The sequence below is a fragment of the Gordonia otitidis genome (assembly GCF_020735545.1).
In the GTDB taxonomy this organism is placed as follows: domain Bacteria; phylum Actinomycetota; class Actinomycetes; order Mycobacteriales; family Mycobacteriaceae; genus Gordonia; species Gordonia otitidis.
In genome coordinates, this window is record NZ_CP085974.1 from 1,422,589 (window position 1) to 1,447,828 (window position 25,240).

Sequence of the window (25,240 nt, forward strand, 5' to 3'; positions counted from 1 at the left end):
TTCCCCCGCCATCTCACCCGTAGTACGCGAACTCGCAGGTCGGATTCGTCTCGGTCTTGTAGGACACGAGGTTGCTGCCCATCATGATCGTGCAGGTGACCTCGCCGCCGGTGACACTGACGCTCGACGACACCTCGTTGTAGACGGGGTAGTCCTTGCTCCACGGCAGGGTCACCGAGGTCTCGGTGGTTTCCGGTCCGCCGTTGATCCGGTAACGGATGGTGACAGGGGCCGAGCCCCCCAGGACCTTCATCGTCGCGGTCCCGACCGCGGGGCCGGTAGGCTGCACGGCCGCCGTACTCTCGGGTGCCGCTGGAACAGAATTCGACGCGCCGCCGGAATCCCCCTCGGCCACAGGCTGGCCCGACGACGAGCAGCCCGCAAGGGCCAGCACCGCGAGGGCACCACAACAGACTCCGAACTTCGCGCTCATCGACATGCGGAGGAGTTTAGTGCGACAAGTCCGTCACGCCACCCACGTCATCCACAGACCCGGCGACGCGATCCGTGGACGCACGATGCGGCCGGACCCAGTCCATGGTCCGACCGCATCTCGCGCTCTCCGGACGGTGTCCGGCAGGCGGATCAAGCAGCGAAGGCGCGCAGTCGCTTCGAATCCTCCACCGAGGAGTAGTGCGACGCATCGCCTTTGAGTACCTGACTCTGGTGACCGTTGATGTCGACGGGGATGTCGCCCGCAAGCGTGATCCGATGCAGCTGACGCTTCTGGTTGCCGAAATCGGCGATACCGTAGTGCTGGGTGGCACGATTGTCCCAGATCACCAGGTCGCCGTAACTCCAGTTCCAGCGGAAGGTGTTCTCCAGCTTGGTGATCCGAGCCTGCAGCAGCTGGTACAGATTCGCGAACTCCGACGCTTTCAGGCCGCGGAACTCCTTGGCGAAGTGTCCGAGCAGCAGGCTGCGCTCACCGGTCTCCGGGTGCACACGGACCACGGGATGCAGGGTCTCGTACTCGGAGCTGGTGAACTCCGCGTAGTGCTCGGCCTTCTGCGCGACGTCGACGCCGCCCGACGGTTCCTTCTGTCCCACATAGTCGTACAGGTTGGAGTGTGTCGCCCACAGATCGTCGACCAGCGAACGCAGCGGCTTGGGCAACTGCTGGTAGGCGGCGACGGTCGACGCCCAGGTGGTGGCTCCGCCGTACGTCGGGAGCACGATCGGCCGCAGCAACGACGCCTTGGGGATGCGATCGACGAACGTCACGTCCGAATGCCAACTATTTGCCGCACCTTCGATGGTCAACAGTTGGTCGCCACGCGATGTCACGGTGGGGTGCGGCGCAGTGGGCTCACCGAGCAGTGAGGCGAATGCGTACTGCGTCTCGTCGTCGAGGTGGTCCTGTCCGGTGAACGCGACCACCTTGTTGACCGCGAGAGCAGTGCGGATGGCCTCGATCTGCTCGTCGGCGAGGTCGCCGCCGAGCCGAACGCCGTCGATCTTCGCACCGATGTTCTCGCCGAGCTTGGTCACGGTGATCGATCCGGCGTCGTAGATCTGTTGTGCCGCAGTCTCGCTGTCGTTACGTTCGTCGATCTGTGTCAGTGTCACTATTGCACTCCTTGAGCTGATGTCGTCTTTCGATTTCCTCATCGATCGGCGCGTGCGAGAAGCTTCACGCTCACGACGATCACAACCTTGCGCCGATCAATCGGCGTGGTACTCCGCGCTTTCGTCGATCTCACGACGAATGCCCGCGGGCACACGCACCGCACCCGGCCGATAGTTCACCGCCCGCAGCGCAGGACCGAAGCGGAACACTCCCCGCCGCGCCCGCAGCTCGACGTCGACTGGCCCGCGCGCATCGAGACCAACCGAGATGCCCGTCCATGGGGCCATTCCCACGAGTTGGAACTGGTTGTCCAACTTGGCGATCACCTCGACCTGACCACCGGCCGACGTCTCTAGTACGAAATCCCAGCGCACCTGAGGTGTGGCAACGGCACGGAGCACTATCGTGTCGACGCCCGCGGGCAACTCGCCGGACGCGCGTGCGATGCGGCCATAACTGTTGAACACGAAATGCGCCGTCCCATCCTCGACGTACAACACGTACCCGCCCTGCGGATCACCGTGCGCGACCAGCACGCCTTCGTCGCCGACAGTCCAGTCGCGCAGTTCGACCTCGATGTCGAAGTCTCGGTAGGCGATCAGTTTGCTCGAGCGATACCGCTCGAGTGTCGGTGTACCCGCGAGGATGCGCACGGGGTCGCTGTAACGGTCTTCGTCTGGTCGTCGACGTACCTGATCGGCGGGCGAATCGTAGAGCGGGAAAACGGTGTTGCGCCAGGCGGCCTCGTCCCACGCGCGCGCCAGTTCGGCGACGAGTTCGGGATTCTCGGCAGCCACGTCGCGCGTCTCCGCCGGGTCGGTGGTCACGTCGTAGAGTTCCCACTCGGGATCGTCGACGCGATCCGGTGCCCGGTGAAGGGACAGCAGTTTCCACCCGTCCCGGTAGTACCCGCGGTGGCCACCGAACTCCGCGTACTGCTCGGTGTGGTCCGAGCTCGCCGCGGGATCGCGCAGAAACGCTGCAGCACTGAGGCCGTCGCGCGACTGTGCCGGCTTGCCGTGCCGCTCGTTCGGCGCCTCGACCCCTGCCAACTCGAGCAGCGTCGGCACCAGATCCGTCACGTACGCATACTGGCGGCGGACACCGTTGTCGGCAGCGTCCCGCGGCAGGCCCTGCGGCCACGACAGCACGAACGGCACCCGCACACCACCAGCGAATGTCTGCCCCTTGTAGAAACGGAATGGCGTGTTCGACGCCTGGCCCCAGCCGCGCGGATAGTGCACCCCGAGAGCCGCGCTGCCGATGAGTTCCTCATCGTGCGGAACGTCGCGCTCCCAGTCCGACGGCACCGGTCCGTGCACGAATTGGCTGAAGTACGAACGGGTTCCGACCGGTCCGCCCTCGGCGGTACCTCCGTTGTCAGAGGTGAAGACGATGATCGTGTTGTCGAGCTCTCCGAGTTCGGTCAGCGTGTCGACGATTCGCCCGACACTCTGGTCGACCGAATCGACCATGGCCGCATAGACCTCCTGGTACTTCGCGAACCGCTGCTGCTCCGACACATCGAGTTCATCCCAGGGCGGCGCGTCGTAACCGGGCTCGGTGTTGCGCTCGGCGATCGGCGTATCCGGGTCGAACAGTCCTTCTGCGACCTGGCGGTCGAATCGTCGCTGACGCAACACATCCCATCCCTCGGCATATCGTCCGCGATACTTCTCCAGATCGGAGTTCTTGACCTGGTGCGGGCCGTGCATGGCGATATGCGCGAAGTAGAGGAAGAAGGGCTTCTCCGCATCGTGCGCGCGCAGCGACTTGATCTGCGCGACAGCATGTTCGGTGAGATCGTCGGTGACGTAGTAGTCATCGGGGTACTCGTCGACGTCCACGACTGAATTGTCGGCGATGAGCTGGTTGGGGTAGAAGAACGAGTTCAGCCCTTCGAGCGAGCCGTAGTACGAGTCGAACCCGCGCTGCAGCGGCCACGAGTCGCGGGTGCGACCCGGACTCATGTTCGCGTCACGCGCGAGATGCCACTTACCGACGGCGTAGGTCGCGTAGCCGTTGGCGCGCAGGATCTCCGGCAGCGAGAGCACGTCGTCGGCGAGTTCGAGACGCAAGCCGGGATAACCCGGATCGGAGTTCGCCACACTGCCGTAGCCCGCGCGGTGCGGGTTGAGTCCGGTCAGCAGCGCGGCGCGGGCCGGCGAACAGACCGGCGTCGTGTGGTAGTTCGACAACCGGAATCCACGGTCGGCGAGCGCCGCGATGTTGGGTGTGTCGATCTCCGCACCGAACGGCGAGATATCGGAATAGCCCATGTCGTCGATGAGTACGACGACGATGTTCGGCGCTCCTGCCGGTGCACTCGGTTCGGGCTTCCACCAGGGTGTCGATTGCGACGAGGTGCGACCAACTCGACCCCCGAATCCCTCGTATCCCCGTGCATAGTCGGGTATTTCGCCGCTGCTTCCGGTCATCACCTACTCCTTGGATGTCGCACGGTCATCGCTGTCCGCGGTTGTGCCCCACACACCATTGGCACGACGGTCGGGTCTGTCAACCCTTTCTCCGACGCTGCCGGGAAAGTCGCGTTCGGCTTGAATTCGTCGCCCGCAACCCCGCACAGTTGCTGCTATCCGACGCCGTACGCCGACCAGGCCACACGTCGTCCGGTCGACGCCTCGGCCCCCGCTGCGGCACGAGCGACCCCCACAGTCCCTCGGACGGAAGAGACTCCGAACACCATGCCCATACGCACACGAGCCGCGCTTCTCGCTGTCGTCGCACTGTTGACGATGGGTACGGCGACAGCCTGCACCTCTGCCGTGGCCCAACAGGACAACTCGACGGCGACCGCGCTGCCACCGGGACACAAGCCCCCGCAGGGCGGGACCCTTCGGGTAGGCGTCCTCAACGATCTGAGCCCGAAGACCTTCCTGCAGATCGGTACGGGCAGCATGAACGGTCATGTGGTGTCGAACGTCTTCGACACCCTCATCCGGTACTCGCGCGATGATCTGACCGTCCGGCCGTCGCTGGCGACACGCTGGCAGCTCGCTCCGGACGGTCGCTCGCTGACGCTCGATCTGCGCGACGACGTGCGCTACCACGACGGTCGCGCCTTCACCTCCGCCGACGTCGAGAGCTCGCTGAAGGCCTACACCGCTGGACCGTGGACTCCGCAGTTCAAACGGACCGCCGCGGCCATCACCGGCTACGACACCAGCAACCCGCATCGCGTGGTCTTGACCTTCGACCACCCGCTGAGCAACATCTTCGACCTGCTCGACTCGGCACCGATCATCGACGGCAACACACTCGACGGATTGCGCGCAGGCAAGGTGTTCAACGGAACCGGTCCCTTCAGATTCGCCTCGTGGCAACCCAACTCCGACGTTCACCTGGTTCGCAACGACTCCTACTGGGGTCCGCGCGCCAACCTCGATGGCGTCGACCTGGACATCATCACCGACCAACAGGCCCTCTACACACGACTGCGCACCGGCCAGATCGATCTGGCATACGGCCTCAACAACCACGACCAGGAGCTGGCGACGCGTCGATACGGCTTCAGCGCCATCACGTACACCGGCGCCGAAAGTCAGGAGTACGTGGGCATCAACGTGTCGAACCCCGCGCTGTCCGACGTTCGCCTTCGCAAGGCGATCGCATTCTCGATCGACCGCGAACGCATCATCAACGACGTCTTCCGCAAGAGCGGCTACGTCGTGAACCTGCCCTGGCCCAAGTGGTCCCCGGCCTACGACGCGTCGAAGAACACGACCTACACACGCGATGTGACCAAGGCACGACGACTCGTCGCCGAGCACGGACCGGTTGCGCCTATCACTCTCGACTACTCCACCCAGGGCGTCGATCGCGTGGTGGCGCAGATCGTGCAGTCCAACCTCAAAGACGTCGGCATTCCTGTTCAATTGCGTCCCAACGACAACACGGTGCAGTCGTCGAAGCTGATCGGTGGCAAGTTCGATGGAATCTGGTTGCTGCAGCATGGGTTTGCTCAGTTCACACCGTCGACCCTCGCAGTCTCCGCCTACCCGTTCAACGCAGCGAAGAACTCGTCGAACTACGTCAACCCCGACTACGCCAAGGCGGCCAACGCTGCCTGGAACGCTCCCGACCCGACGTCGCCCGCAGCCCTCGCCGCCTATCGGCAACTCGACGACATCTGGTTGAACGATCTGTTCCTCGTCGAGATCGGCGTGGTGTTCCAGCAATCCGCGGCGTCACCCGCAGTCGGCAACATCGACTGGGACAGGCGTGCTCAATTGCATCTCGGCGAGACCTACCTCAACACACAAGGACGGAACTCCTGATGACCGGATATCTGTTGCGCCGCATACCCACGGCGATCCTGGTGCTGTTCGTGGCGTCGGTATTGATCTTCGCCATTGTCCGGCTGATCCCGGGCGGACCCGAATCGGCGCTGGCCGGTCCGGACGCCACACCCGAGCAGCTGGCGGCGATCCGACACGACCTCGGACTCGATCGTGGCTTCTTCGCCCAGTACGCCACGTGGATCGCGGGCATCGCGACCCTCGATCTCGGCAAGAGCTATCAGGTCGGCGGCGACATCGGATCGCTCGTGTCCTTCGGACTCGTGCACACCGTGTTGCTCACCGTCACCGCGTTGGTGCTCGCCGTCCTCCTGGCACTTGCACTGAGTCTGGCAGCGACGATCGTCGACAACCGGTTCGTCAATGCTGCTGTCACCGGCGTCAATGCGGTCGCGATCGCCGTGCCGACGTTCGTCGTGAGCACGGTGCTGATCCTGCTGTTCGGGGTCCACTGGCGACTGCTTCCCGCCGGCGGGACACCACCGGAGGGCCTGTTCACCGATCCGGGGATCACCGCCCAGTATCTGTTGCTGCCTGCCGTCGCCCTGGCCCTACCCGCGGGCGCGACTCTCGCTCGATTCCTCACCGAGGCGCTGCGGACCGAGTTGCGTCAGCCGTATGCGACCACCGCACGGGCACTGGGAGTACCCAAGCGCGACATCGTGATCCACAGCGCACTGCGCAATGCTCTGCCGCCAAGTCTCACCGCGCTCGGGCTGGTCACCGGCGGACTGCTCGGCGGTGCAATCCTCGTCGAAGCCATCTTCGGCTGGCCCGGCCTGGGACTGCTGACCGAACAAGGCATTTTCGCCCGCGACTACCCCCTCGTCCAGGTCCTTGTCCTGCTGTCGGTCGCGGTGTTCGTCGTACTCCAATTAGTCGCCGACGTTCTCCACGCCTGGCTCGATCCCCGAATCCGCCTGAACTCATCGAATTGATTGGCAGGACATTGATGACAACCTCGCTGACCACCTCGACCGGCGCAGCGTCGCCCACCGCCGCCGACATCGAGCCCGGCCTCATCCCCGAGTCGCCCACCGATCGTGAGCGGCGTCGGGTCAGACCCCCGCTCTCGCGGAGCCTCTTCACCGGAGTCGGACTCGTCGGAAGCATCCTGGTGCTGGGCATCGTGGCCCTCGCACTGGTCGCGCCGGTACTCACCTCGTACGGACCGGACCAGCAGATCGACGGCGCATACCTGCTGCCGCCAAGTGCCGACCACTGGTTCGGCACCGACGATCTCAACCGCGACGTCGCGACACGGGTGCTGTACGGCATCCGGGTGGATCTGTTGATCATCTTCATCTCGGTACCCATCGGCGCTGTCCTCGGCACCCTGATCGGCGTGCTCACGGTGTCTCACCCGGTCTCAGATGTGATCGCCCAGCGCACATTCGACGTCATCCTCGCGTTCCCCGCCCTCGTCCTCGGCATCGCACTGACCGCCGTACTGTCGCCCGGGGCGAGCACGATCGGGATCGTCATCGTGCTCGCCGAGATCCCCATCTTCGGCCGTCTCGCCCGCACGTCGGTGCTCCGGGTCAGGGAACTGCCCTACGTCGAGGCGGCGCGGGTCAGCGGTGCGCGAAACATCTACGTGCTGCGTCGGCACGTTCTGCCCAACTCGGTGGAGTCGCTCGGCGTCCAGTTCGCGCTGTCACTGTCGCTTGCGGTGTTCGTCGAAGGCGCACTAAGCTTCCTGGGCATCGGCGTCACACCACCGACGCCGTCACTGGGCAGCATCCTGTCCTCCGGCAACAGCTATCTGGAGACCAACCCCTGGTTCTCCGTGGCGCCACTGATCGTGATCTCGGCACTAGTCCTCGGTTTCTACCTCATTTCCCAGTCCATTTCGCGTAGCAGGAGGCAGTGAGATGACCAACGCTGCACATGACCACAGCACCGACGACACCACGGCGTCGACGCCGGTCCCGGCTCTGGAAGTCGACTCCCTCCGGGTCACCTTCGACTACCCCCGACCAGCGGTCTCCGACATCAGCCTGCGGGTGAACCGTCGCGAGATCGTCGCTCTGGTAGGCGAATCCGGCTCGGGCAAGACGATGACCGCACGTGCGGCGATAGGCTTGCTCCCCGAGCACGCAGTCGCGACCGGCTCGGTCAAGGTCGACGGCGTCGAGGTGTTGAACGCCTCCGAACGCGAACTCAATGCGATCCGTGGCACCGGTGTCGCGATGATCTTCCAGGAGCCACAGACCGCGCTCAATCCTGCGCAGACCGTGGGATGGCAACTGCGGCAGGCTTTACGGACGCATCAGTCGATCTCACGAAGCGATGCTCGACGCCGCGCCGTCGACTTGTTGTCTCTCGTCGAGATCCCCGACGCGCAGCAGCGCGTCGACTACTATCCTCATCAACTCTCCGGCGGCCAGAAGCAGCGTGTGGTGATCGCGCTCGCGTTGGCGAACGATCCGGCCCTGCTGCTCGCCGACGAGCCGACGACAGCGCTCGACGTCTCTGTGCAGCGCGAGATCCTCGACCTGCTGCTGCGCCTGCGGGGCAGGATCGACGCCGGAATCCTGCTCATCACACACAATCTCGGCGCCGTCGCAGACATCGCCGACCGTGTCGTCGTCGTGCAGCTCGGTGAGGTCGTCGAACGCGGTACGGTTTTCGACATCTTCGCCCGCCCCACACAGCCGTACACGCGGCAGTTGCTCGCCGCCGTTCCGAAGCTGCCGTCCGGCGACAGCGCACACGGCGAGGCGGGCGCGACGACCGGTGCCGCCACCGCCGACGACGACGAGGAAGCTGTTCCAGTGGTCGCGGTCGAGCACGTCACCGCGGTCCATCGTGGCGGTTTCGGACGGAAGCCCGTTGTCGCACTCGACGACGTCTCACTCCAAGTCGGCGCAGGCGAGGTGGTCGGCGTCGTGGGTGAATCAGGTTCGGGTAAAACAACTCTCGGGCGGTCGATCGGCGGTCTCACTCATCTGACCGGTGGCCGAATCCTCATCGACGGACACGACCTCGACGCCGTCGACCGCGCACGGTTGCGCGCGCTGCGACACAGCATCGCGTTCGTGCCGCAAGACCCGACCGCCTCCCTCGACCCTCGCTTCACCGTCGCGGAGTCGATACGGGAACCACTCGACATCCAGCACATCGGCACGCGCGCAGAGCAATCAGAGCGAGTAACCGAGCTGCTCGACGCCGTGCACCTGCCGCAATCCTTCGCCGACCGGCTTCCACACGAACTGTCCGGCGGACAGCGTCAACGCGTCGCGCTCGCACGTGCGCTGTCGGTGCGGCCCAAGCTCCTCATCGCCGACGAGCCGACGAGCGCACTCGACGTGTCGGTGCAGGCCCGCGTTCTCGACTTGTTCGCCGAACTCCAGCGCGAGCTCGGCTTTGCCGCGCTCTTCATCAGCCACGACCTCGCCGTCGTCGAACAGGTCTCCGACCGGGTCTACGTGTTGCGTAACGGGAGGGTCGTCGAAAGCGGGCTCGCCCGTGACGTACTCACGAGACCGAAAGAGGACTACACGCGCGCTCTGCTCGACGCGGTCCCCTATCCCGATCCGCGGCGCCGCAGGGCAGTCGCGCAGGTGTGAGCGATCGGGGCACGTGCGACAGGCGCTGCAGCCTATGACTTGTCGCCTGCCTCGGACTCCTCGGCAGCGGACTCGGGCTTGTCGCCTGCCCCGGACTCCTCGGCAGCGGGCTGCTGCTTGTCGTCGTCCTCGTCGGCCAGCGGATCGTAGCCGGGGACGCCCTCGAGCACGGTCAGCTCGTTGTCGATCGCAGCACCGACGGCCTTCGCGTCGTCTTTGATCTTCTTGATGAAGTCCGACATCTCGCTCCTCGTCCCGACGTTGTGCGCGGCTCGTCCACGGCCACGCGCTGTTGACCACCTTACAAGGGTCCGGCCCGGCCACAGACGCCGCTTGTGACCCGACGTCGTAGCGCCTAGCGTCGTCGACATGCCAGCCCGTCGCCTCCCGGACATCGCCGCGCTGGAGGTGGTCGTCGCCGTGGGCAGGCTCGGCAGTATGGGCGCCGCGGCCCGCGATCTCGGACTCAGCCAACAGGCCGTCAGCTCGCGCGTGCGGGGCGTCGAGCACGGACTCGGCGTCGAGATCTTCGTGCGCTCGCCCGCCGGCGTCGAACCGACGGAGAACGGACGGCTTCTACTCGAATGGGCCAGTGCGCTGGTCGATCGCGCCGGGGAGTTCGTCGCAGGCGTCGACACCCTGGTCGGCAACAGGCACGCGACGCTGGTCGTCGCCGCGTCGATGACCGTCGCGGAGTATCTCGTTCCCGGCTGGCTGACCACCCTCACCACACGTATCGGGACACGGATCTCGGTCCGCCCCATGAACTCCGCAGAGGTCATCGAGACCGTCCGTTCCGGCGACGCCGACCTCGGGTTCATCGAGAGTCCCGGTGAGACAGCAGACCTCGACGCCGCGCTCGTCGCCACGGACGAACTGTATGTCGTGGCGGCTCCCGGCCACCCGTGGGCGCAGACGGGCACGGTGTCTGCCCGCGAAGTGGCATCGACACCACTCATCCAGCGCGAGCCGGGTTCGGGTACGCGCGTCACCTTCGAGAATGCACTCGCCGAGCTCGGCCTGCGGCCCGTCGATCCCCTCATCGAGCTGCGGTCGGTCACCGCGATCCGTTCGTCTGTGTTGACGTCGAACGGTGCGACGGTGCTGTCACGCCTGTCGATCTCCGACGACATCGCGGCCGGACGACTCAAGCGCATCGAGGTCGACGGCGTGTCGATGATCCGGCCGCTCCGAGCCGTCTGGTCCTCGCACATCACGGTGCGCGGGCCTGCGCGTGAACTTCTCGAGGTGGCACTCGCGTCCACCACATGACTGTGCGATCGCACAGCAGATGGCCACACATTGGGTGGATCGCACCGTGATTGTGATGCAGAACGCGTGGATTCTGACAAACAGCTCAGTAATCCAGCCCGCGTTCAGGAGGTACATCATGGCACTGGAGGCCAGTGGCACCGTCGCCGATGGAAGCACCGAGAGGTGGCGCGACCGCAAGCGCTACCTTTGGCTCATCGGTCTCATCGTCCCGTCGTTTGCGTTCATCGCGATCGGCGGATACGAACTCACCGGTTGGAGCGTCTTCCTGTGGACCGGGCCGATCGTCGTGCTCGGCGTCGTCCCGGCAATCGACTTCTGCATCGGATTCGACCCGACCAATCCCCCTGACGATGTGATCGAGGAACTCGAGAACGACAAGTACTATCGGTACGTCACGTTCGCGTTCCTGCCGGTCCAGTACGCAGGCTTCATCTGGGCGATGTATCTCATCGCGACCGGTGACTGGCCCGTCATCGACAAGGTCGGTCTCGCAGTGACCCTCGGCTTCATCGGCGGTATCGGAATCAACACCGCACACGAGTTGGGACACAAGAAGGAGAGCCACGAGCGCTGGTTGTCGAAAATCGCACTGGCACAGAGCTTCTACGGCCACTTCTACATCGAGCACAATCGCGGACATCACGTGCGCGTCGCGACCCCGGAAGACCCTGCCTCGTCGCGACTCGGTGAGAACTTCTATCGTTTCTGGTTCCGTACGGTCTTCGGATCGTTGCGCAGCGCATGGCAGGTCGAGGCAAAGCGCTACCGCCGCAGGAACACCCACCCGTTCCACATCGGCAACGACGTGCTCAACGCCTGGCTGATGACGATCGCACTGTGGGCCGCGCTGACCATCTGGCTCGGTGTCGGCATCCTGCCCTATCTGGTGCTACAGGCGGTCGTCGGGTTCTCGCTGCTCGAGGTGGTCAACTATCTCGAGCACTACGGAATGCTGCGCCAGCAGACCACCTCTGGGCGCTACGAGCGTGTGCTGCCCATGCACTCGTGGAACTCGAACAACATCGCAACCAATGTCCTGCTCTATCACCTCCAGCGGCACAGTGACCACCACGCGAATCCCACGCGCCGCTACCAGACGTTGCGCGACTACCGCGAATCGCCCTCGTTGCCAACCGGTTACGCAGGAATGATCCTGCTCGCACTGTTCCCGCCGCTGTGGCGTCGCGTGATGGACCACCGGGTCGTCGAACACTTCGACGGTGACGTCCGACTCGCGAACGTGGCACCCGGCAAACTCGATCGCCTGACGCGGCGGTTCGGACTGCCCGCCGATGCCGTCCTCGATGAGTCGCCCCTCGAGGACACCACCCCCGGTGCATGCGACGACGACGTGCCCGCTGCACGCTGCCCGGGGTGCGGCTACACCTACGAGGTCGCCGTCGGCAACGAACTCGAAGGCTTTGCCGCGGGAACGGCGTGGAAGGACATTCCCGACGACTGGACCTGCCCCGACTGCGGCGTGCGGGAGAAGGTCGACTTCATCCCCCTCACCGAGACCAGCGCCTGAATCTCCCCGATTCATCCCGCGCGGCTTTCACGTGAGGAACGCGGTGAAGTAATCCAACGCCAACACCAGATCGCCTGCTCGCTCCCTGATGGGGTGTCCGAGCAGGCGTTCTGCTTGCTGGGTGCGGTATCGCACGGTGTTCTTATGTATACCAAGCGATTTCGCGACCTGGTCGGCACTGTCGGCCGTGGTGAGGACATGGCGCACGGTGTCGCGGAGCTCGGCGAGTTCTGTTGCGGCCAGTCCGCGCAGGACCGTGCGCGCGAACCGCTCGGCGGCGTCGGGGTCGTGGGTCAACAGCGTCAACGCGGCCACGTCCTCGTAGGTCGTGACCGCACTACTTCGACGCGGTGCGAGCGCGACGCGTTGTGCCGCCCTGGCGTCGCGGTGCGACCTGACGAATCCGTCGATACCGTTGGCAGGCTCACCGATCGCGAACCGGATCTGAGCGGGATCGGTTCCACGCGAATTCCATTCGAATGAGTCGACCGAGTCGATCGTGGTACGCACGGCCAGCCAACCCCACAGCTCACGGCCACCCGGCCGAACCACGGCGAGCCGTGCACCGGCAATCGACGACGCGAGGCGCACGAGCGCCGGTTCGAGGCCCTCGATGGAGTCGGCATCCATCGCATGCGCGATCACTGCGACCTGTGCGACACCCGCAATCGGATGACCACCGAGTTCGGCCGACAGCTCCGTCGAGCCGACGCTACGACCGGCGAGCACGTCGGCGACGAGCTCGTAGCGGCGCGCATCGCCGCGTCGTCGAATCCGGTCGACCTCCTCCTGATACAGCGCGACCGACAGCTCGACCGAGGTGGCGAACCAGCGGTTGGCCTTCGTCCAGAACCACACCAGCAACGATTCGTGGTCGAGGTCGGGCGGAGCGTGCCCGACCACGTCCACGGCGAAATCCCACGACGCCTCCTGTGCGCTCTGATAGATCTTCAACAGCACCGGAAGCCCGAGGTGGTGGCGGGCGATCTGCACCGACAGATCCCCGGCGGCGGGCACGAGTTCGGTGGCCCCGGCGTCGTCGACCGCGACACCCCCGAGGAACGCGAGCCAGTGCTCCTCGATGGCGGCGATGAGGATGGGCCGGATGTCATCGGGGAGCTCGACGTCGCCGATGATCGCGTCGGCGGTTGTCGACACCCAGTCGGTCACCGCTGTCGGGCTCTGCTGGTCCACGACGAACCCCTGCAGCCAGTCGACGATCTCGGTCATCAGCCAAACATGCCAGAAACTGTGTGATCACACAGTCGAGTGCACCGATTTGGGGCCAGATGCCAGTGAATGTGACCCATGTCCCGGTCAAGATGACAGGAGATCGTCATCGACAGCCCGCGATCAGAGGAGAGCATCATGAGTCACATCCAGGCCGACCGCCGCACGTGCGAGGGGATCGGCATGTGCGAAACACAGGCCAACGAGTACTTCCAGATCGGCGACGACGGCCTCGTCGAGGTGGCGACACCGGACGTTCCCGATAGCGACAAGGCCTACGTCCGTGCCGCAGTCGACTCCTGCCCGGTGTCGGCGCTGCGCATCGTCGACTGACTCGCCGACACCCTCACCACACCGATCCATCACCGAACGGAGCGATCATGCCCGAGCACTCGGCACGTGCGGACGACCCCCTCGTCATCGTCGGCGCGTCCCTGTCGGGGGTGCGCGCCGCCGAGGGTGCCCGCGCGCAGGGCTGGACCGGTCGCATCGTGATGGTCGGCGAGGAGCCCCACCTTCCGTACGACCGTCCGCCACTGTCGAAGGCGCTGCTCGACGCCGAGACGGAGCCGGCCCTTCCGCTGCTGCGGCAGGCTGAGGGGTGGGAGGCACTCGACGTCGAGCTGATGACGTCGACGGCCGCCACCGCGGTCGACGTCGACCGAAAAATCCTTCTGACCACGTCCGAGCCGATCGGTTACCGGGCACTCGTGATCGCCACGGGCCATCGTGCGCGCAGCCTCGACGAACTCGCCGGATTCGACAACGTGCACACGCTCCGACACTTCGACGATGCACTCGTCATACGCGAAACATTGTGCACTGCAACCCGTCTCCTGGTGATCGGGACAGGGTTCATCGGCTCCGAGATCGCCTCGGCAGCAGCCGCACGTGGAATCGACGTCACGCTCATCGGAACCACTACCCATCCTCTGGGCCGCGGCATCGGCCCAGTGGCAGGAGCGATGCTCGCCGCTCTGCACGACGACGCGGGCGTCACCCTGCTCTCGGGGTCCGGTCTGTCCGATGTGACGTCACGCGACAACAGGATCGGGTCGGTGCGCACGTCCTGCGGACGCGAGTTCCTCGTCGACGCCGTCGTGGTCGGTATCGGCTCGTCGCCGGCCACCGAGTGGTTGTCGACCAGCCGGATCACTCTCGACGCGTCGTCCCGAGGTGTGGTCTGTGACCCCACGATGGCCACCAGCGCACCTGCGGTGTGGGCGGCCGGCGACGTCGCCGTCGTCTCGGGCGCGGCCGGTGCCCATTGGACGTCGGCTGCCGCCCAGGGGTTCATAGCCGGGTCGAACGCTGTTGGAGGACAACAGAAGTACTCAGGAGTGCCGTTCGCGTGGTCGTCGTGGCACGGCCACCGTATCCAACTGGTCGGTACGACGACCACCGACGCACGGGGAACGATCAGCGAGACCGTCGACGATGGCGTGGTGCTCTACAGCGATGGCGGGCGTGTGGTCGGAGCGGTGGGAATCGACGCCCCGGGGCGGATCGCCAGAATCCGTCGCACGCTGTCGGCAGAGCTCGTTGCCACGGGCGTCTGACCCGACGGCCCTGTCGGAGCCGGATGACACAGGTCGGGGGCGGTCAACGCGTCGCGCGTCACCACCCCCGACCGGTGTATACCGGTCTCACGCCTTGATGAGTCCCGGATTCTCCTTGTAGACCTCGTTGATCAGCGACATGTCGAAGATCTGCTCGGGCTTGATGGAGTAACCGGCCTTGCCGAGGGCCTCGATGTTCTGCGCGATCAACGCGTCGGTCATCGTCAACAGCCCGTTGCGCTTGGTGTCCTCGGACACGACGAGGCTGTTCTGCGCCGTCGCCTCCTTCACCTGCTCGTCGAGGTTGAGGTTCAGGTCCTTTCCGTATTTATCGACGGCCAGCTTCGCCGAACCGGCCGGGTCGGCCACAGCGTCGTTCCATCCCTGGATCTCGGCCTTGAGGAAGGCCTTGAGCTTGTCGCGCTCGTTGTCGATGGTCTCCTGTCGGACCACGAGCGTCTCGGCGACAAGCGGAAGACCGAAGTCGGCGAAGAGGAAATTGCTGTTCGCAAAACCGCTCTCGGCCAGGGTGATCGGCTCGTTGGTGACATAGGCGACCCACCCGTCGACCTCACCCTTGGTGAGTGGGGTGGGGTCGTACTGGACCGAGATCTTCTGGACGTCGGATTCCTTCATGCCGTTGGCGGTCAGCAGCGCCTTGAAGACGTTCTCGTTGGATGCCTGCACGCCGATCTTCTTGCCCGCCATGTCCTGTGGAGTCTTGATCGGCTTCTCCGCGGACGAGACGATGCAGAACGGGTTCTTCTGGTAGGTGGCGGCCACGGTCATCAGCTTGGCGCCCTGCAGGATGACCGGCGCTGTGAGCTGCGGTGCGGTGGTGCCGATCCAGACCTTGTTCGACGTCAGCCCGGTCTCCACGCCGGTACCCGCGCCGCCGCCGGTGATCAGCTGCGGTGTGCCGAGGCCCCCGTCCTTGTAGTAGCCCTTCTCCAACGCCCAGTACTCACCGGCGAATTCGATGTTCTTCTGCCATGACAGCTGCACCTTGGGATCGGTCGACGACGCCCCGGACGACGAGTCACTGCCGCTGCTGCAGGCCGCGAGCGCCCCGGACACACCCAACGCGCCCGCGGCGCCGCCGGCAAGAAGCGTGTACCGCAGGAACGAGCGGCGATCCAACCCGCCGCTACGCAGGGAATTGCTCATGAATGTTGTTCCTTTCACGTGGATCGGGCGGGAAACCACCCGATCGGGCTGACCCCGACCAGCAACTCAGTGCTGCTGCATACCCATCTGGGCGAGGACGATTGATTCGATTACGCCGACGATCGCGTAGAGGATGATCGATGCGACGGTGATGACCAGCACGGACGCCCAGAGTTCGTTGTAGGCGGCCGCGGGTAACGCCTGCTGCAGTGTGGCGCCGAGTCCCTTGTTGGTACCGAGCCATTCGGCGACGGTCGCACCGACCAGTGCTCCGGGCACCGAGATCTTGGCGGCGCTGAACAGCGACGGCACCGCCGAGGGAATCGCCGCGCGCCGCAAGGCGGTCCACCGATTTCTACCGTAGACCGCGATGACGTCGTTGATCTGCTTGGGCGCGTTGGACAGTCCGGTCATGATCATGACGAGTGCGGGGAAGAAGACCACGATGCCGCCCATGACGGCGACCACGCCGACACCCCGCCCGACCACGAGAGTGATCAGTGGCGTCATGGCGACGAGCGGCACCGAGCGCAGCAGCATCGCGATCGGCATGAACGTCTGGGCAGCCGGCCGCGAGACGACGAACAGCGCTGCGGTGATCAGTGCCGCGGCCATGCCGACGACGAACCCGATGGCCGCGTCGGTCAGCGTGATCCAGAGATTCGAGAAGATCTCCGACCGCGCGTCCGCAGCACCCGGTTCGGTGAACAGGTACTGGAAAACCTGCACAGGTGTGCGTCCGATAATCGGCCCGATGTCGGGGTAGGCCAGTAGGAACAGCCACCAGATCACCAGGATCAAGACGAACGACATGAGCAGCGAACCGAGGAATTTGGTGATCTGCCAGAGCAATCCGGTGATCTCGGGACCTCGTGACGTGGTGGCGGGTTGCCCGGGGCCCTCCGACTCGGTCACGACGACGTCGGTCGTCGACACCGTTGTGGGCGCGCTCATCCCAGCACCTCCTTGCCCGCCGCCCACCTGGTGGCGAAGCGTGCGATCACGGCGACGATCGCGTAGCCGATTCCGGCGACCGCACCACAGATCAGCGCGATGGCCCAGACCTGTGGGATGTCGCCGCGCTGCTGCGCCACGATCATCGCCGGTCCGGCACCCTTGTCGGGCATCGCCAGGAACTCGCCGAGCACGGCACCGAGGACCGCGGCAGGGGCCGCGATCTTGATGGCGGCCAGCGTGTTCGGTAATGCAGACTCCAGCCGCACCCGTCGCAACTGCGACATACGGCCCCCGCCGTACACCCTGATCAGATCCAGACTCGTCTTGTTCGGGGAACGAAGACCGCTGAGGGTACCGATCATCGTCGTGAAGAAGACCGAGATGGCCGCGAGGAACACGATCATCGTCTGCACCTGGGCGAAAGCGACCTGGATGATCGGTGCCACGGCGATGATCGGCGTGCAGTAGGAGATGATGGCGAGTTGCGTCGCGAGACCTTCGATCGGCGGTATGAGAATCACCAACAGCGCCAACAGGATTGCCAGGAGATTTCCCCACAGAAAGCCACGGAACGCCAGTCCGATCGTCGCGGAGAAGTTCTCGGAGTAGTAGCTCCATCCGGTGTCGGCAATGGTGGAGAGTACAGCCAACGGAGTGGGGATGGTTCCGTGAAACCATTGCAGCACACCGGCAATCGTCCAGAGCGCGAGTACCGCGACGATGCCGATGACACCGGCGAGCCACCGATCGGCACCGAGAGGGATCCGCGGGGCGGACGTACGCTCCACGGCGACGCTAGCCACTCGTCGCCTCCGAGACGGCGTCGGCATCCTCGGTGTCGGGGACGTCCATGTCCGGCTGCGCGGCGTCGGCGTCGGTCTTGGTGCCGCCGAACAGCAGACCGGAGAGGTGATCGTGCAGCGCGTGGAACTCCGGTGTGCGCATCATCTCCGGAACGCGCGGTCGGGGAAGGTCGATGGGTACCTCTTCGATGACGCGTCCCGGGCGCGGACTCATCACCGCGACGACGTCGGACAGGAAGACCGCCTCGGCGATCCCGTGCGTGACCATCAGGGTTGTCGCCGGCTTCTCGGTCCAGATACGGAGCAGTTCGACGTTGAGCCGTTGACGTGTCATGTCGTCGAGGGCACCGAAGGGTTCGTCGAGCAGCAGTGCGGTGGGCCGCACCACCAGAGCGCGCGCGATCGACACACGCTGTCGCATACCGCCGGACAACATCGCCGGCTTCGCCTTCTCGAAACCCGTCAGGCCCACGAGTTCGATGAGGTCGGACACCAGCCCGTCGTCTGCGGGCATGCGCCCGACCTGTAGCGGCAGCTTGATGTTGGACTCGACGGTCCGCCACGGCAGCAACGCGGAGTCCTGGAACGCGATTCCCAGCGAGTGGTGGCGCTGCAGTTCACTCGGCGATTGACCGTTCATGAGCGCGGTACCCGAGGTGGGCTCCTCGAGACCGGCGAGGATGCGCAGCACCGTCGACTTCCCGCATCCCGACGGGCCGAGCAACGACAGGAAGGAGCCTTCGGAGGTCTTCAACGACACGTCGGAGAGCGCGGTGACCGTGCTGGTCCCGCGCACCGACCTCGTGGTGAAGGTCTTGGTGAGCCCGGAGATGTCGATGCCGGTACCCGGCGGACGTTGCGACGCGCGAGACGTCTCCCCCTGTGCAGATGTCATGGGTTGCCACGCTAGAAGCGTTGTGTTTCACCGTGATTACCTCACGGTTACCCTGAACGCCACCGACCGCGGGTCGCGGCCGGCCGGATCATTGCGAGCGCATGACCTCTCCGATGGTGGCAACCATCGCGTCGACAGCGAACTTCGGCTTCACATTCTGATCAAGGACTTCGCGACATTCCAATACTGCTTCAACGCAGCGGAGCAACTGCTCGGGCGATGCATAGGTCGCCATCGGCACGGCGATGTCGGCGGCCTTGTCGGGGTGCATCGGCGTCACCTGCGCACCCATCGAGACCACGAGTGCGTCACGGTAGAGCGCCGCGAGGTCGACGAGCGCACGGTCGAGAGTGTCGCGACCGACGCGGGTCGCGCGCGACTTCTGCCGCTTCTCGAGTTCCTTCAACGCTCCTGCGGTCCCGCGGGGCGGGCGGGCGGTGCCCTTGCCGGTACCTCCCGCGCCCAGAGCGGTCTTCATCTCCTCGGTCTCGGCTTCGTCGCGTTCGGCGCTGATCGCCTTCGCCGCGGCATCCGCCGTCTTCACCAGTTCCTCTGCCGCCGCGTAGGCCGTCGAATCACGCGTCGCGGCCCGGGCGAGCGCCAGCGCCTTGTCGCGCTGCTCGCGTGCCTCTGGGTCGGTGGCGAGACGTCGGGCACGCCCGATGTGTCCGCCACAGACCGATGCCGCCCAGCGAGCGGCGTCGGCGTCGAGTCCGTCGCGGTCGATGAGGACGCGTTCGATGTCGGCGATGGTCGGGGTCGTCAGCGGCACGTGTCGACACCGCGAGCGCAGGGTCACCGAGATGTCCTCCGGGTCGACGGAAGGGGCACACAGGAGGAACACCGTGCGCGACGGCGGTTCCTCGACCACCTTCAGCAGGGCGTTGGCGGCCTGCTCGGTCAGTCGGTCGGCATCTTCGACGACGACGATCTGCCAGCGTCCGGTCCCGGGTCGACGGGCGGCGGCTTGCACTATCTCGCGCATCGAGTCGACCGAGAGGCTCAATCCCTGCGGCACGATGTGCCGGACGTCAGCATGGGTCTGAGCCATCACCGTCACGCATGCGCGACACTCACCGCACCCCACGATGTCGGGATGCTGACACTGCAGTGCAGCCGCGAAACACGTGGCTGCCACCGACCGACCACTTCCCGGCGGCCCGGTGAACAGCCACGCGTGGGTCATCGACGCACGCGACTCGGGTGAGCCCGATGGTGCGGCGTCGCCGAACTCGTCGGGAAGCCCTGAGGCCGTGGCGTCGAGTCGTGCCGCGAGCGCTCTGGCTGCCGTCGCGGCGTCGGTGAGCTCCTCGGCCACCGCATGCTGCCCGGTCAGCCGGTCGAAGACATTTGTCACACCGCAAGCGTAATCCGCAGTTCGGACACCCCAGCTTGTGGATGAACGTTTAACAATTGCAAGCAGCCAGATACCTTTGAGTGCGTGGTTGAACGTCGATCCAGGCTGTCCTACGGCTTGCACCTGGCCAAATGGCTGGCGCACACTCCGTGGCCGATCCTCGCTCTCGACCTGCTGCGCGCCAATCTGGTCGGCGCTCTGTTCACCTTCGCGTTCCTTCGATTCGGCATGCCCTCGCAGGACTCGTTTCAGTTCGACGACATCACCGCACTCAACCAGGGCATCTTCCTCACCTACCTCATCCTCGCGATGATCGTGGGCGGTGCGCTGAGTATCAAGCTCTCGCTGCCGGTGCTCGTCTGGCATCGACGGCGGACCCGCCTCGACAACGGTCTCGCCCGCAAGCGAGCGCTGCGGCTGCCGGTGACGTTGTCGCTGGTCAACATGGGGCTCTGGGTGATCGGGGGCATTCTCTTCACGGCTGTCAATCTGACCGTCTCCCACAAGGACGCCTTCATCGTCGCTGTTGCCAGCGCGATCGGCGCACTCGTGACCTGCGTGCTCAGCTTCCTGCAGTCGGAGAAGGTGCTGCGCCCCATCACGGTCGCCGCCATGGCCAACAATCCCGATTCGGCGATCGCTCCGGGTGTGACGACGCGCATCGCCGTGTTCTGGGTGATCAGCGTCGTCGCGCCGATGGTGGTGATCGTCGGACTGATCCTGCTGCAGCGCATCCACTTCATCTCCACGGACGCCGTCGGTTTGCTGCGCCCGATCCTGTGGATGTGTCTCGCGTCATTGGCGTTCAGTCTGCTGGCGATCGTGCGCGTCGTCCGCGCCATCAACGACCCGATCAAGCAACTCCGTGGCGCGCAGACACGAGTCAGCGACGGTGACCTGAACACCTCGGTCAAGATTTACGACGGCTCCGACCTCGGGCTTCTACAGGCCGGATTCAACGACATGGTCGCCGATCTCCGCGAGCGACAACAGTTGCGCAACCTGTTCGGTCGGTACGTCGGCGAGGACGTAGCACGTAAGGCCATAGAGACCGGGACCGAACTCGGCGGCGAGGAGCGCTACGTCGGTGTGCTGTTCGTCGACATCGTCGGGTCGACGCGGCTGGCGGTCAATCGTCCGCCACGAGAGGTCGTCGACCTACTGAACCAGTTCTTCCGCGTCGTCGTCGCGGTCGTCGGACGCCACGGTGGATTCGTGAACAAATTCCAGGGCGACGCCGCGCTCGCGATCTTCGGCGCGCCCCTGAATCTCGACGATTTTGCGGGTAAGGCACTTGCCGCAGCCCGGGAGATGCGGCAGGAACTCTACGAGACGCTGGGCGACACCGACATCGGCATCGGGGTGTCGGCGGGCAAGGCGATCGCGGGCCATATCGGCTCGGAACAGCGCCTCGAGTACACGGTGATCGGTGACCCGGTCAACGAGGCCGCCCGCCTGACCGAACTGGCCAAGGACGAACCGACCCGCGTACTCGGTTCAGCCCGCGCGGTGTTCCTCTCATCCACGGAAGAGGCGAAGAACTGGGACATCGGCGAGGGCGTCGAACTCCGCGGACGGGGCATCGAGACGCTGCTGGCCCGCCCACACCTGTCGCCGTACCGGCGGTAGCGGCGTGGTTTCGACACGGCAGCTCGCTGCGCTCGCGGCCTGCTCAACCAGCGGGGGTACCCGTTGATCGAGCCCACCCGTTGATCGAGCCCCACCCGTTGATCGAGCTTGTCGAGATCAGTCCTCGGCCGGCGGTGCTTGTTTCTTTGCCGCAGTCTTCTTGGCCGTTGTCTTTTTCGCCGTGGTCTTCTTTGCCGCGGTCTTCTTTGCCGCGGTCTTCTTGGCAGCAGTCTTCTTGGCCGCAGTTTTCTTGGCCGCGGTCTTCTTCGGTGCCGCCTTCTTCTTCGTGGCCTTCTTCGCCGGTCCGCGGGCGCGACGGTCGGCGAGCAGTTCCATCGCCCGCTCAGGTGTGATGGTCGCGACGTCGTCGCCCTTGCGAAGGCTGGCGTTGGTTTCACCGTCGGTGACGTACGGTCCGAAGCGGCCGTCCTTGATCACCATCGGCTTGTCGCTGACCTCGTCGTTCTTCTCGAGATCGCGCAGCGGCGGCGCGGCTGCCTGCCGTCCCCGACGCTTCGGCTCGGAGTAGATCTTGAGCGCCTCGTCGAGCGTGATCCCGAAGATCTGATCCTCGTTGGCCAGCGACCGTGAGTCGGTGCCCTTCTTCAGATACGGCCCGTAGCGGCCATTCTGCGCGGTGATCTCGTCACCCGACTCGGGATCGGCACCGACGACACGCGGCAATGAGAGCAGCTTGAGCGCGTCGTCGAGCGTCACCGTCGAGATGTCCATCGACTTGAACAGCGAACCGGTCCGCGGCTTGGGACCCGCCTTCTTGGCAGCCTTCTTCGCGGTCTTTTTGGCAGCGGTCTTGGTCGCGGTGCCCCCGCCGCCCGCTGGTGCGTCGTCGAGCGGCACCACGCCACCCTCACCGCCGTCGCGTGGGGTCGGACCCGCAGGGATCGTGGCAGGCGCAGCCCCGCCCGAATCGCCGTCGTCCTCATCGGGGAGGATCTCCGTCACGTACGGGCCGAAACGCCCCTCCTTCGCGACGATCTCGTGGCCGCTGACCGGGTCGACGCCGAGCGACCGGCCTTCCTGAGGTGTCGAGAACAGCTTCTCGGCGACCTCGAGCGTGAGCTCGTCGGGAGTCATGTCCGCGGGCAGGTTGGCCCGCTGCAGATCCGGCTCCGCATCCGACGCCGTGGCGGTGGCATCCGCCCCGCTCCCGGCGGTGACATTCGCTCCGCTCGCTGCGCTCCCGGAGGCGAGATTCCGTTCGAGGTAGGGCCCGAATCGACCGACCCGCACGTACACCGGACGTCCCTGCTCGTCGTCGAACAGCTTGATCGAGTTGACCTGGCGAGCATCGATCTCCTCGAGGTTCACCCCGACGAGCTTCTTCAAACCCCCGTGCTTGGCGATGTCGGAGCCTGAGATTTCTGGTTGCTCGCCCTGCGTGCCGGTGGTCGATTCGTCTGCAGCCTTGTCGCCGAAGTAGAACTCGGTCAGCCAGCGGGTGCGGTTCTCGTTGCCGTTGGCGATCTGGTCGAGGTCGTCCTCGAGCGACGCCGTGAAGTCGTAGTCGACGAGGTTCTCGAAGTACGCCTCCATCAGCCCGACGACAGCGAACGCGATCCACGACGGCACCAGCGCGCTGCCCTTTTTCACGACGTAGCCGCGGTCCTGGATGGTCCCGATGATCGACGCGTAGGTCGACGGTCGGCCGATCCCGAGCTCTTCGAGCACCTTGACCAGCGACGCCTCGGTGTAGCGCGCGGGCGGGTTGGTGGAGTGCCCGTCGGCCTCGAGGTCGGTCGCGGTGAGGTGCTGTCCCTCGGTCAGCTGCGGCAGGCGCGTCTCGGCGTTGTCGGCCTGACCACCGGCCTGCTCGTCGACGGTCTCGACGTATGCCGAGAGGAAACCGGGGAACGTGATGGTCCGGCCCGACGCCGCGAAGGTGCAGCGCTCACCGTTGCCGCCTGGACCGCTCGCCGTTCCGGCGATACGAAGGCTCAACGTGGTTCCGCGCGCGTCGGCCATCTGCGATGCGACGGTCCGCTGCCAGATCAGCTCGTAGAGGCGGAACTCGTCGGCCTCGAGCTGGCCGGCCACCTGCCCCGGGGTTCGGAATGTCTCACCCGCGGGACGGATCGCCTCGTGCGCCTCCTGCGCATTCTTGACCTTGCGGTTGTACTGCCGCGGCGTTGCGTGTACGAACTCGGCGCCGTAAAGGTCTCGGGCCTGGGCACGCGCAGCGTTGATCGCCGACTCACTCAACGTCGTCGAGTCGGTACGCATGTAGGTGATGTAGCCGTTCTCGTACAGCCGCTGTGCGATGCGCATCGTGCGATCGGAGGTGAAGCGCAGCTTGCGACCGGCCTCCTGCTGCAGCGTCGAGGTCATGAACGGTGCATACGGCTTGCGCGTGTAGGGCTTCTCCTCCACCGACGTGACCGTCATGTCGGCGCCGTCGAGGGCCGTGGCCAGCGCGGTCGCCCGCTCGCGATCGAGCACGACGACACCGTCCGCGCGCTTCAGGTTGCCTCGCGAATCGAAGTCGCGGCCTGCCGCGACCCGCGCGTCGTCGACGGACACCAACCGCGACGAGAAGGTGCGCGGCGTCGTCGACTCACCGGCGTCGAGCGTCGCGTCGACGTCCCAGTACTCCGCCGACACGAAAGCCATGCGCTCCCGCTCGCGTTCGACGATGATGCGCGTCGCGACCGATTGCACGCGGCCCGCCGACAGCTTCGGCATGACCTTCTTCCACAGCACGGGTGAGACCTCGTAGCCGTAAAGGCGGTCGAGGATGCGCCTGGTCTCCTGAGCGTCGACGAGGTCGATGTCGAGGTCACGCGGGTTCTCTGCCGCAGCGCGGATCGCGGGTTCGGTGATCTCGTGGAACACCATGCGCTTGACCGGGATCTTCGGCTTGAGCGTCTCGAGCAGATGCCAGGCGATGGCCTCGCCCTCACGGTCGCCGTCTGTGGCGAGATAGAGTTCGTCGACGTCCTTCATCAACGACTTCAGTTCGGAGACCGTCGACTTCTTGTCTGCCGAGACCACGTACAGCGGCTCGAAATTGTCGTCGACGTTGACACCGAGTCGCGCCCACGGTTGACCCTTGTACTTCGCCGGTACGTCGGCAGCTCCGCGCGGCAGGTCACGAATGTGTCCGCGCGACGACTCCACGACGTAGTTGCCCCCCAGATACCCCGCGATCTTGCGCGCCTTCGTCGGCGACTCGACGATCACGAGTCGTCGGATCGCGTCTCCCGTGTGGGGTGCTGTGGTGCTGGTCTCGGCCAACGGGTGTCCTTCGCTTTGGACCTGCCCGTCGTGTGCCGGTCGGCCGACGGGTGAGGTCTCGTCTCGTCTGAGGTTTGTACCTTATGTATAGCGCCATTTGCACATCAGAATTTGCGATGAGCGACCA

At 65.3% G+C, this 25,240-nt stretch carries 20 protein-coding genes; 9 read left to right on the forward strand and 11 right to left on the reverse strand.

The annotated features are described in order from the left end of the window. Window positions 1-13: 13 nt before the first annotated feature. The 3 genes from LK459_RS06485 to LK459_RS06495 all read right to left on the reverse strand — a co-directional run bounded on the left by LK459_RS06485 (window position 14) and on the right by LK459_RS06495 (window position 4,008). Window positions 14-439, reverse strand: coding sequence for a hypothetical protein (locus tag LK459_RS06485; RefSeq protein WP_007236744.1), 426 nt, complete (start codon window positions 437-439; stop codon window positions 14-16). Window positions 440-585: 146 nt separating this feature from the next. Further along, entirely contained in the window at window positions 586-1,569 is a 984-nt protein-coding gene (locus LK459_RS06490; RefSeq protein WP_007236743.1) for a TauD/TfdA dioxygenase family protein, read from the reverse strand. A gap of 96 nt (window positions 1,570-1,665) precedes the next feature. Further along, complete coding sequence (locus LK459_RS06495; RefSeq protein WP_007236742.1) at window positions 1,666-4,008, reverse strand: sulfatase-like hydrolase/transferase; 2,343 nt, start codon at window positions 4,006-4,008, stop codon at window positions 1,666-1,668. 267 nt (window positions 4,009-4,275) lie between these two features. Here LK459_RS06495 and LK459_RS06500 point away from each other — a divergent pair, with 267 nt between their 5' ends. Genes LK459_RS06500 through LK459_RS06515 form a run of 4 tightly spaced genes read left to right on the forward strand, consistent with a single transcriptional unit; the run spans window position 4,276 to window position 9,461 of the window. Continuing rightward, entirely contained in the window at window positions 4,276-5,868 is a 1,593-nt protein-coding gene (locus tag LK459_RS06500; RefSeq protein ID WP_007236741.1) for an ABC transporter substrate-binding protein, read from the forward strand. Further along, window positions 5,868-6,827, forward strand: coding sequence for an ABC transporter permease (locus tag LK459_RS06505; protein WP_007236740.1), 960 nt, complete (start codon window positions 5,868-5,870; stop codon window positions 6,825-6,827). The genes LK459_RS06500 and LK459_RS06505 overlap by 1 nt, the downstream gene beginning before the upstream one ends. Before the next feature lie 14 nt (window positions 6,828-6,841). Beyond that, window positions 6,842-7,762 (forward strand): ABC transporter permease, encoded by a 921-nt coding sequence (locus tag LK459_RS06510; RefSeq protein ID WP_007236739.1) that lies wholly within the window; start codon window positions 6,842-6,844, stop codon window positions 7,760-7,762. A gap of 1 nt (window position 7,763) precedes the next feature. Further along, window positions 7,764-9,461 (forward strand): dipeptide ABC transporter ATP-binding protein, encoded by a 1,698-nt coding sequence (locus LK459_RS06515; RefSeq protein ID WP_227922325.1) that lies wholly within the window; start codon window positions 7,764-7,766, stop codon window positions 9,459-9,461. A gap of 32 nt (window positions 9,462-9,493) precedes the next feature. Here LK459_RS06515 and LK459_RS06520 read toward each other — a convergent pair whose 3' ends face one another. Then, entirely contained in the window at window positions 9,494-9,703 is a 210-nt protein-coding gene (locus LK459_RS06520) for a hypothetical protein (RefSeq protein ID WP_007236737.1), read from the reverse strand. Between the two features lie 127 nt (window positions 9,704-9,830). Here LK459_RS06520 and LK459_RS06525 point away from each other — a divergent pair, with 127 nt between their 5' ends. Continuing rightward, on the forward strand, window positions 9,831-10,733 hold the full coding sequence (locus LK459_RS06525) for a LysR family transcriptional regulator (protein WP_007236736.1): 903 nt from the start codon (window positions 9,831-9,833) through the stop codon (window positions 10,731-10,733). Between the two features lie 118 nt (window positions 10,734-10,851). Then, window positions 10,852-12,264 (forward strand): fatty acid desaturase, encoded by a 1,413-nt coding sequence (locus LK459_RS23215; protein ID WP_007236735.1) that lies wholly within the window; start codon window positions 10,852-10,854, stop codon window positions 12,262-12,264. Between the two features lie 27 nt (window positions 12,265-12,291). Here the strand turns inward: LK459_RS23215 and LK459_RS06540 are convergent, their stop codons facing one another. After that, the gene (locus LK459_RS06540; protein ID WP_007236734.1) at window positions 12,292-13,494 is read right to left on the reverse strand and encodes a PucR family transcriptional regulator; all 1,203 of its coding nucleotides are present in this window, start codon (window positions 13,492-13,494) and stop codon (window positions 12,292-12,294) included. Between the two features lie 138 nt (window positions 13,495-13,632). On the opposite strand from LK459_RS06540, the gene LK459_RS06545 reads away from it, so the two are divergent. Both LK459_RS06545 and LK459_RS06550 read left to right on the forward strand, forming a co-directional pair. Continuing rightward, on the forward strand, window positions 13,633-13,827 hold the full coding sequence (locus tag LK459_RS06545; RefSeq protein ID WP_007236733.1) for a ferredoxin: 195 nt from the start codon (window positions 13,633-13,635) through the stop codon (window positions 13,825-13,827). Between the two features lie 47 nt (window positions 13,828-13,874). Next, the gene (locus LK459_RS06550; RefSeq protein WP_007236732.1) at window positions 13,875-15,053 is read left to right on the forward strand and encodes an NAD(P)/FAD-dependent oxidoreductase; all 1,179 of its coding nucleotides are present in this window, start codon (window positions 13,875-13,877) and stop codon (window positions 15,051-15,053) included. Window positions 15,054-15,140: 87 nt separating this feature from the next. Here the strand turns inward: LK459_RS06550 and LK459_RS06555 are convergent, their stop codons facing one another. From LK459_RS06555 to LK459_RS06575, 5 genes are all read right to left on the reverse strand, one after another. Beyond that, on the reverse strand, window positions 15,141-16,220 hold the full coding sequence (locus LK459_RS06555) for an ABC transporter substrate-binding protein (protein WP_007236731.1): 1,080 nt from the start codon (window positions 16,218-16,220) through the stop codon (window positions 15,141-15,143). A 66-nt stretch (window positions 16,221-16,286) separates the two neighbouring features. Next, on the reverse strand, window positions 16,287-17,174 hold the full coding sequence (locus tag LK459_RS06560) for an ABC transporter permease (RefSeq protein WP_227922326.1): 888 nt from the start codon (window positions 17,172-17,174) through the stop codon (window positions 16,287-16,289). Continuing rightward, window positions 17,171-17,980 carry an ABC transporter permease gene (locus tag LK459_RS06565; RefSeq protein WP_007236729.1) on the reverse strand — a complete coding sequence of 270 codons (810 nt, stop codon included), beginning with the start codon at window positions 17,978-17,980 and terminating at the stop codon, window positions 17,171-17,173. Before LK459_RS06565 ends, LK459_RS06560 begins: the two co-directional genes overlap by 4 nt. Further along, window positions 17,973-18,875: an ABC transporter ATP-binding protein gene (locus LK459_RS06570; RefSeq protein ID WP_007236728.1), complete on the reverse strand. Its 903-nt coding sequence runs from the start codon at window positions 18,873-18,875 to the stop codon at window positions 17,973-17,975. Before LK459_RS06570 ends, LK459_RS06565 begins: the two co-directional genes overlap by 8 nt. 88 nt (window positions 18,876-18,963) lie before the next feature. Beyond that, window positions 18,964-20,232, reverse strand: a complete 1,269-nt coding sequence (locus LK459_RS06575) for a DNA polymerase III subunit delta' (protein ID WP_007236727.1) — start codon at window positions 20,230-20,232, stop codon at window positions 18,964-18,966. An 84-nt stretch (window positions 20,233-20,316) separates the two neighbouring features. Between LK459_RS06575 and LK459_RS06580 the strand changes: the two genes are divergently transcribed. Continuing rightward, on the forward strand, window positions 20,317-21,861 hold the full coding sequence (locus LK459_RS06580) for an adenylate/guanylate cyclase domain-containing protein (protein WP_227922327.1): 1,545 nt from the start codon (window positions 20,317-20,319) through the stop codon (window positions 21,859-21,861). Between the two features lie 117 nt (window positions 21,862-21,978). On the opposite strand, the gene topA is transcribed toward LK459_RS06580, so the two are convergent. Continuing rightward, a complete protein-coding gene (gene topA, locus LK459_RS06585) occupies window positions 21,979-25,113 on the reverse strand; it encodes a type I DNA topoisomerase (RefSeq protein WP_227922328.1) in 3,135 nt (1,044 codons plus the stop codon). Window positions 25,114-25,240 lie beyond the last annotated feature (127 nt).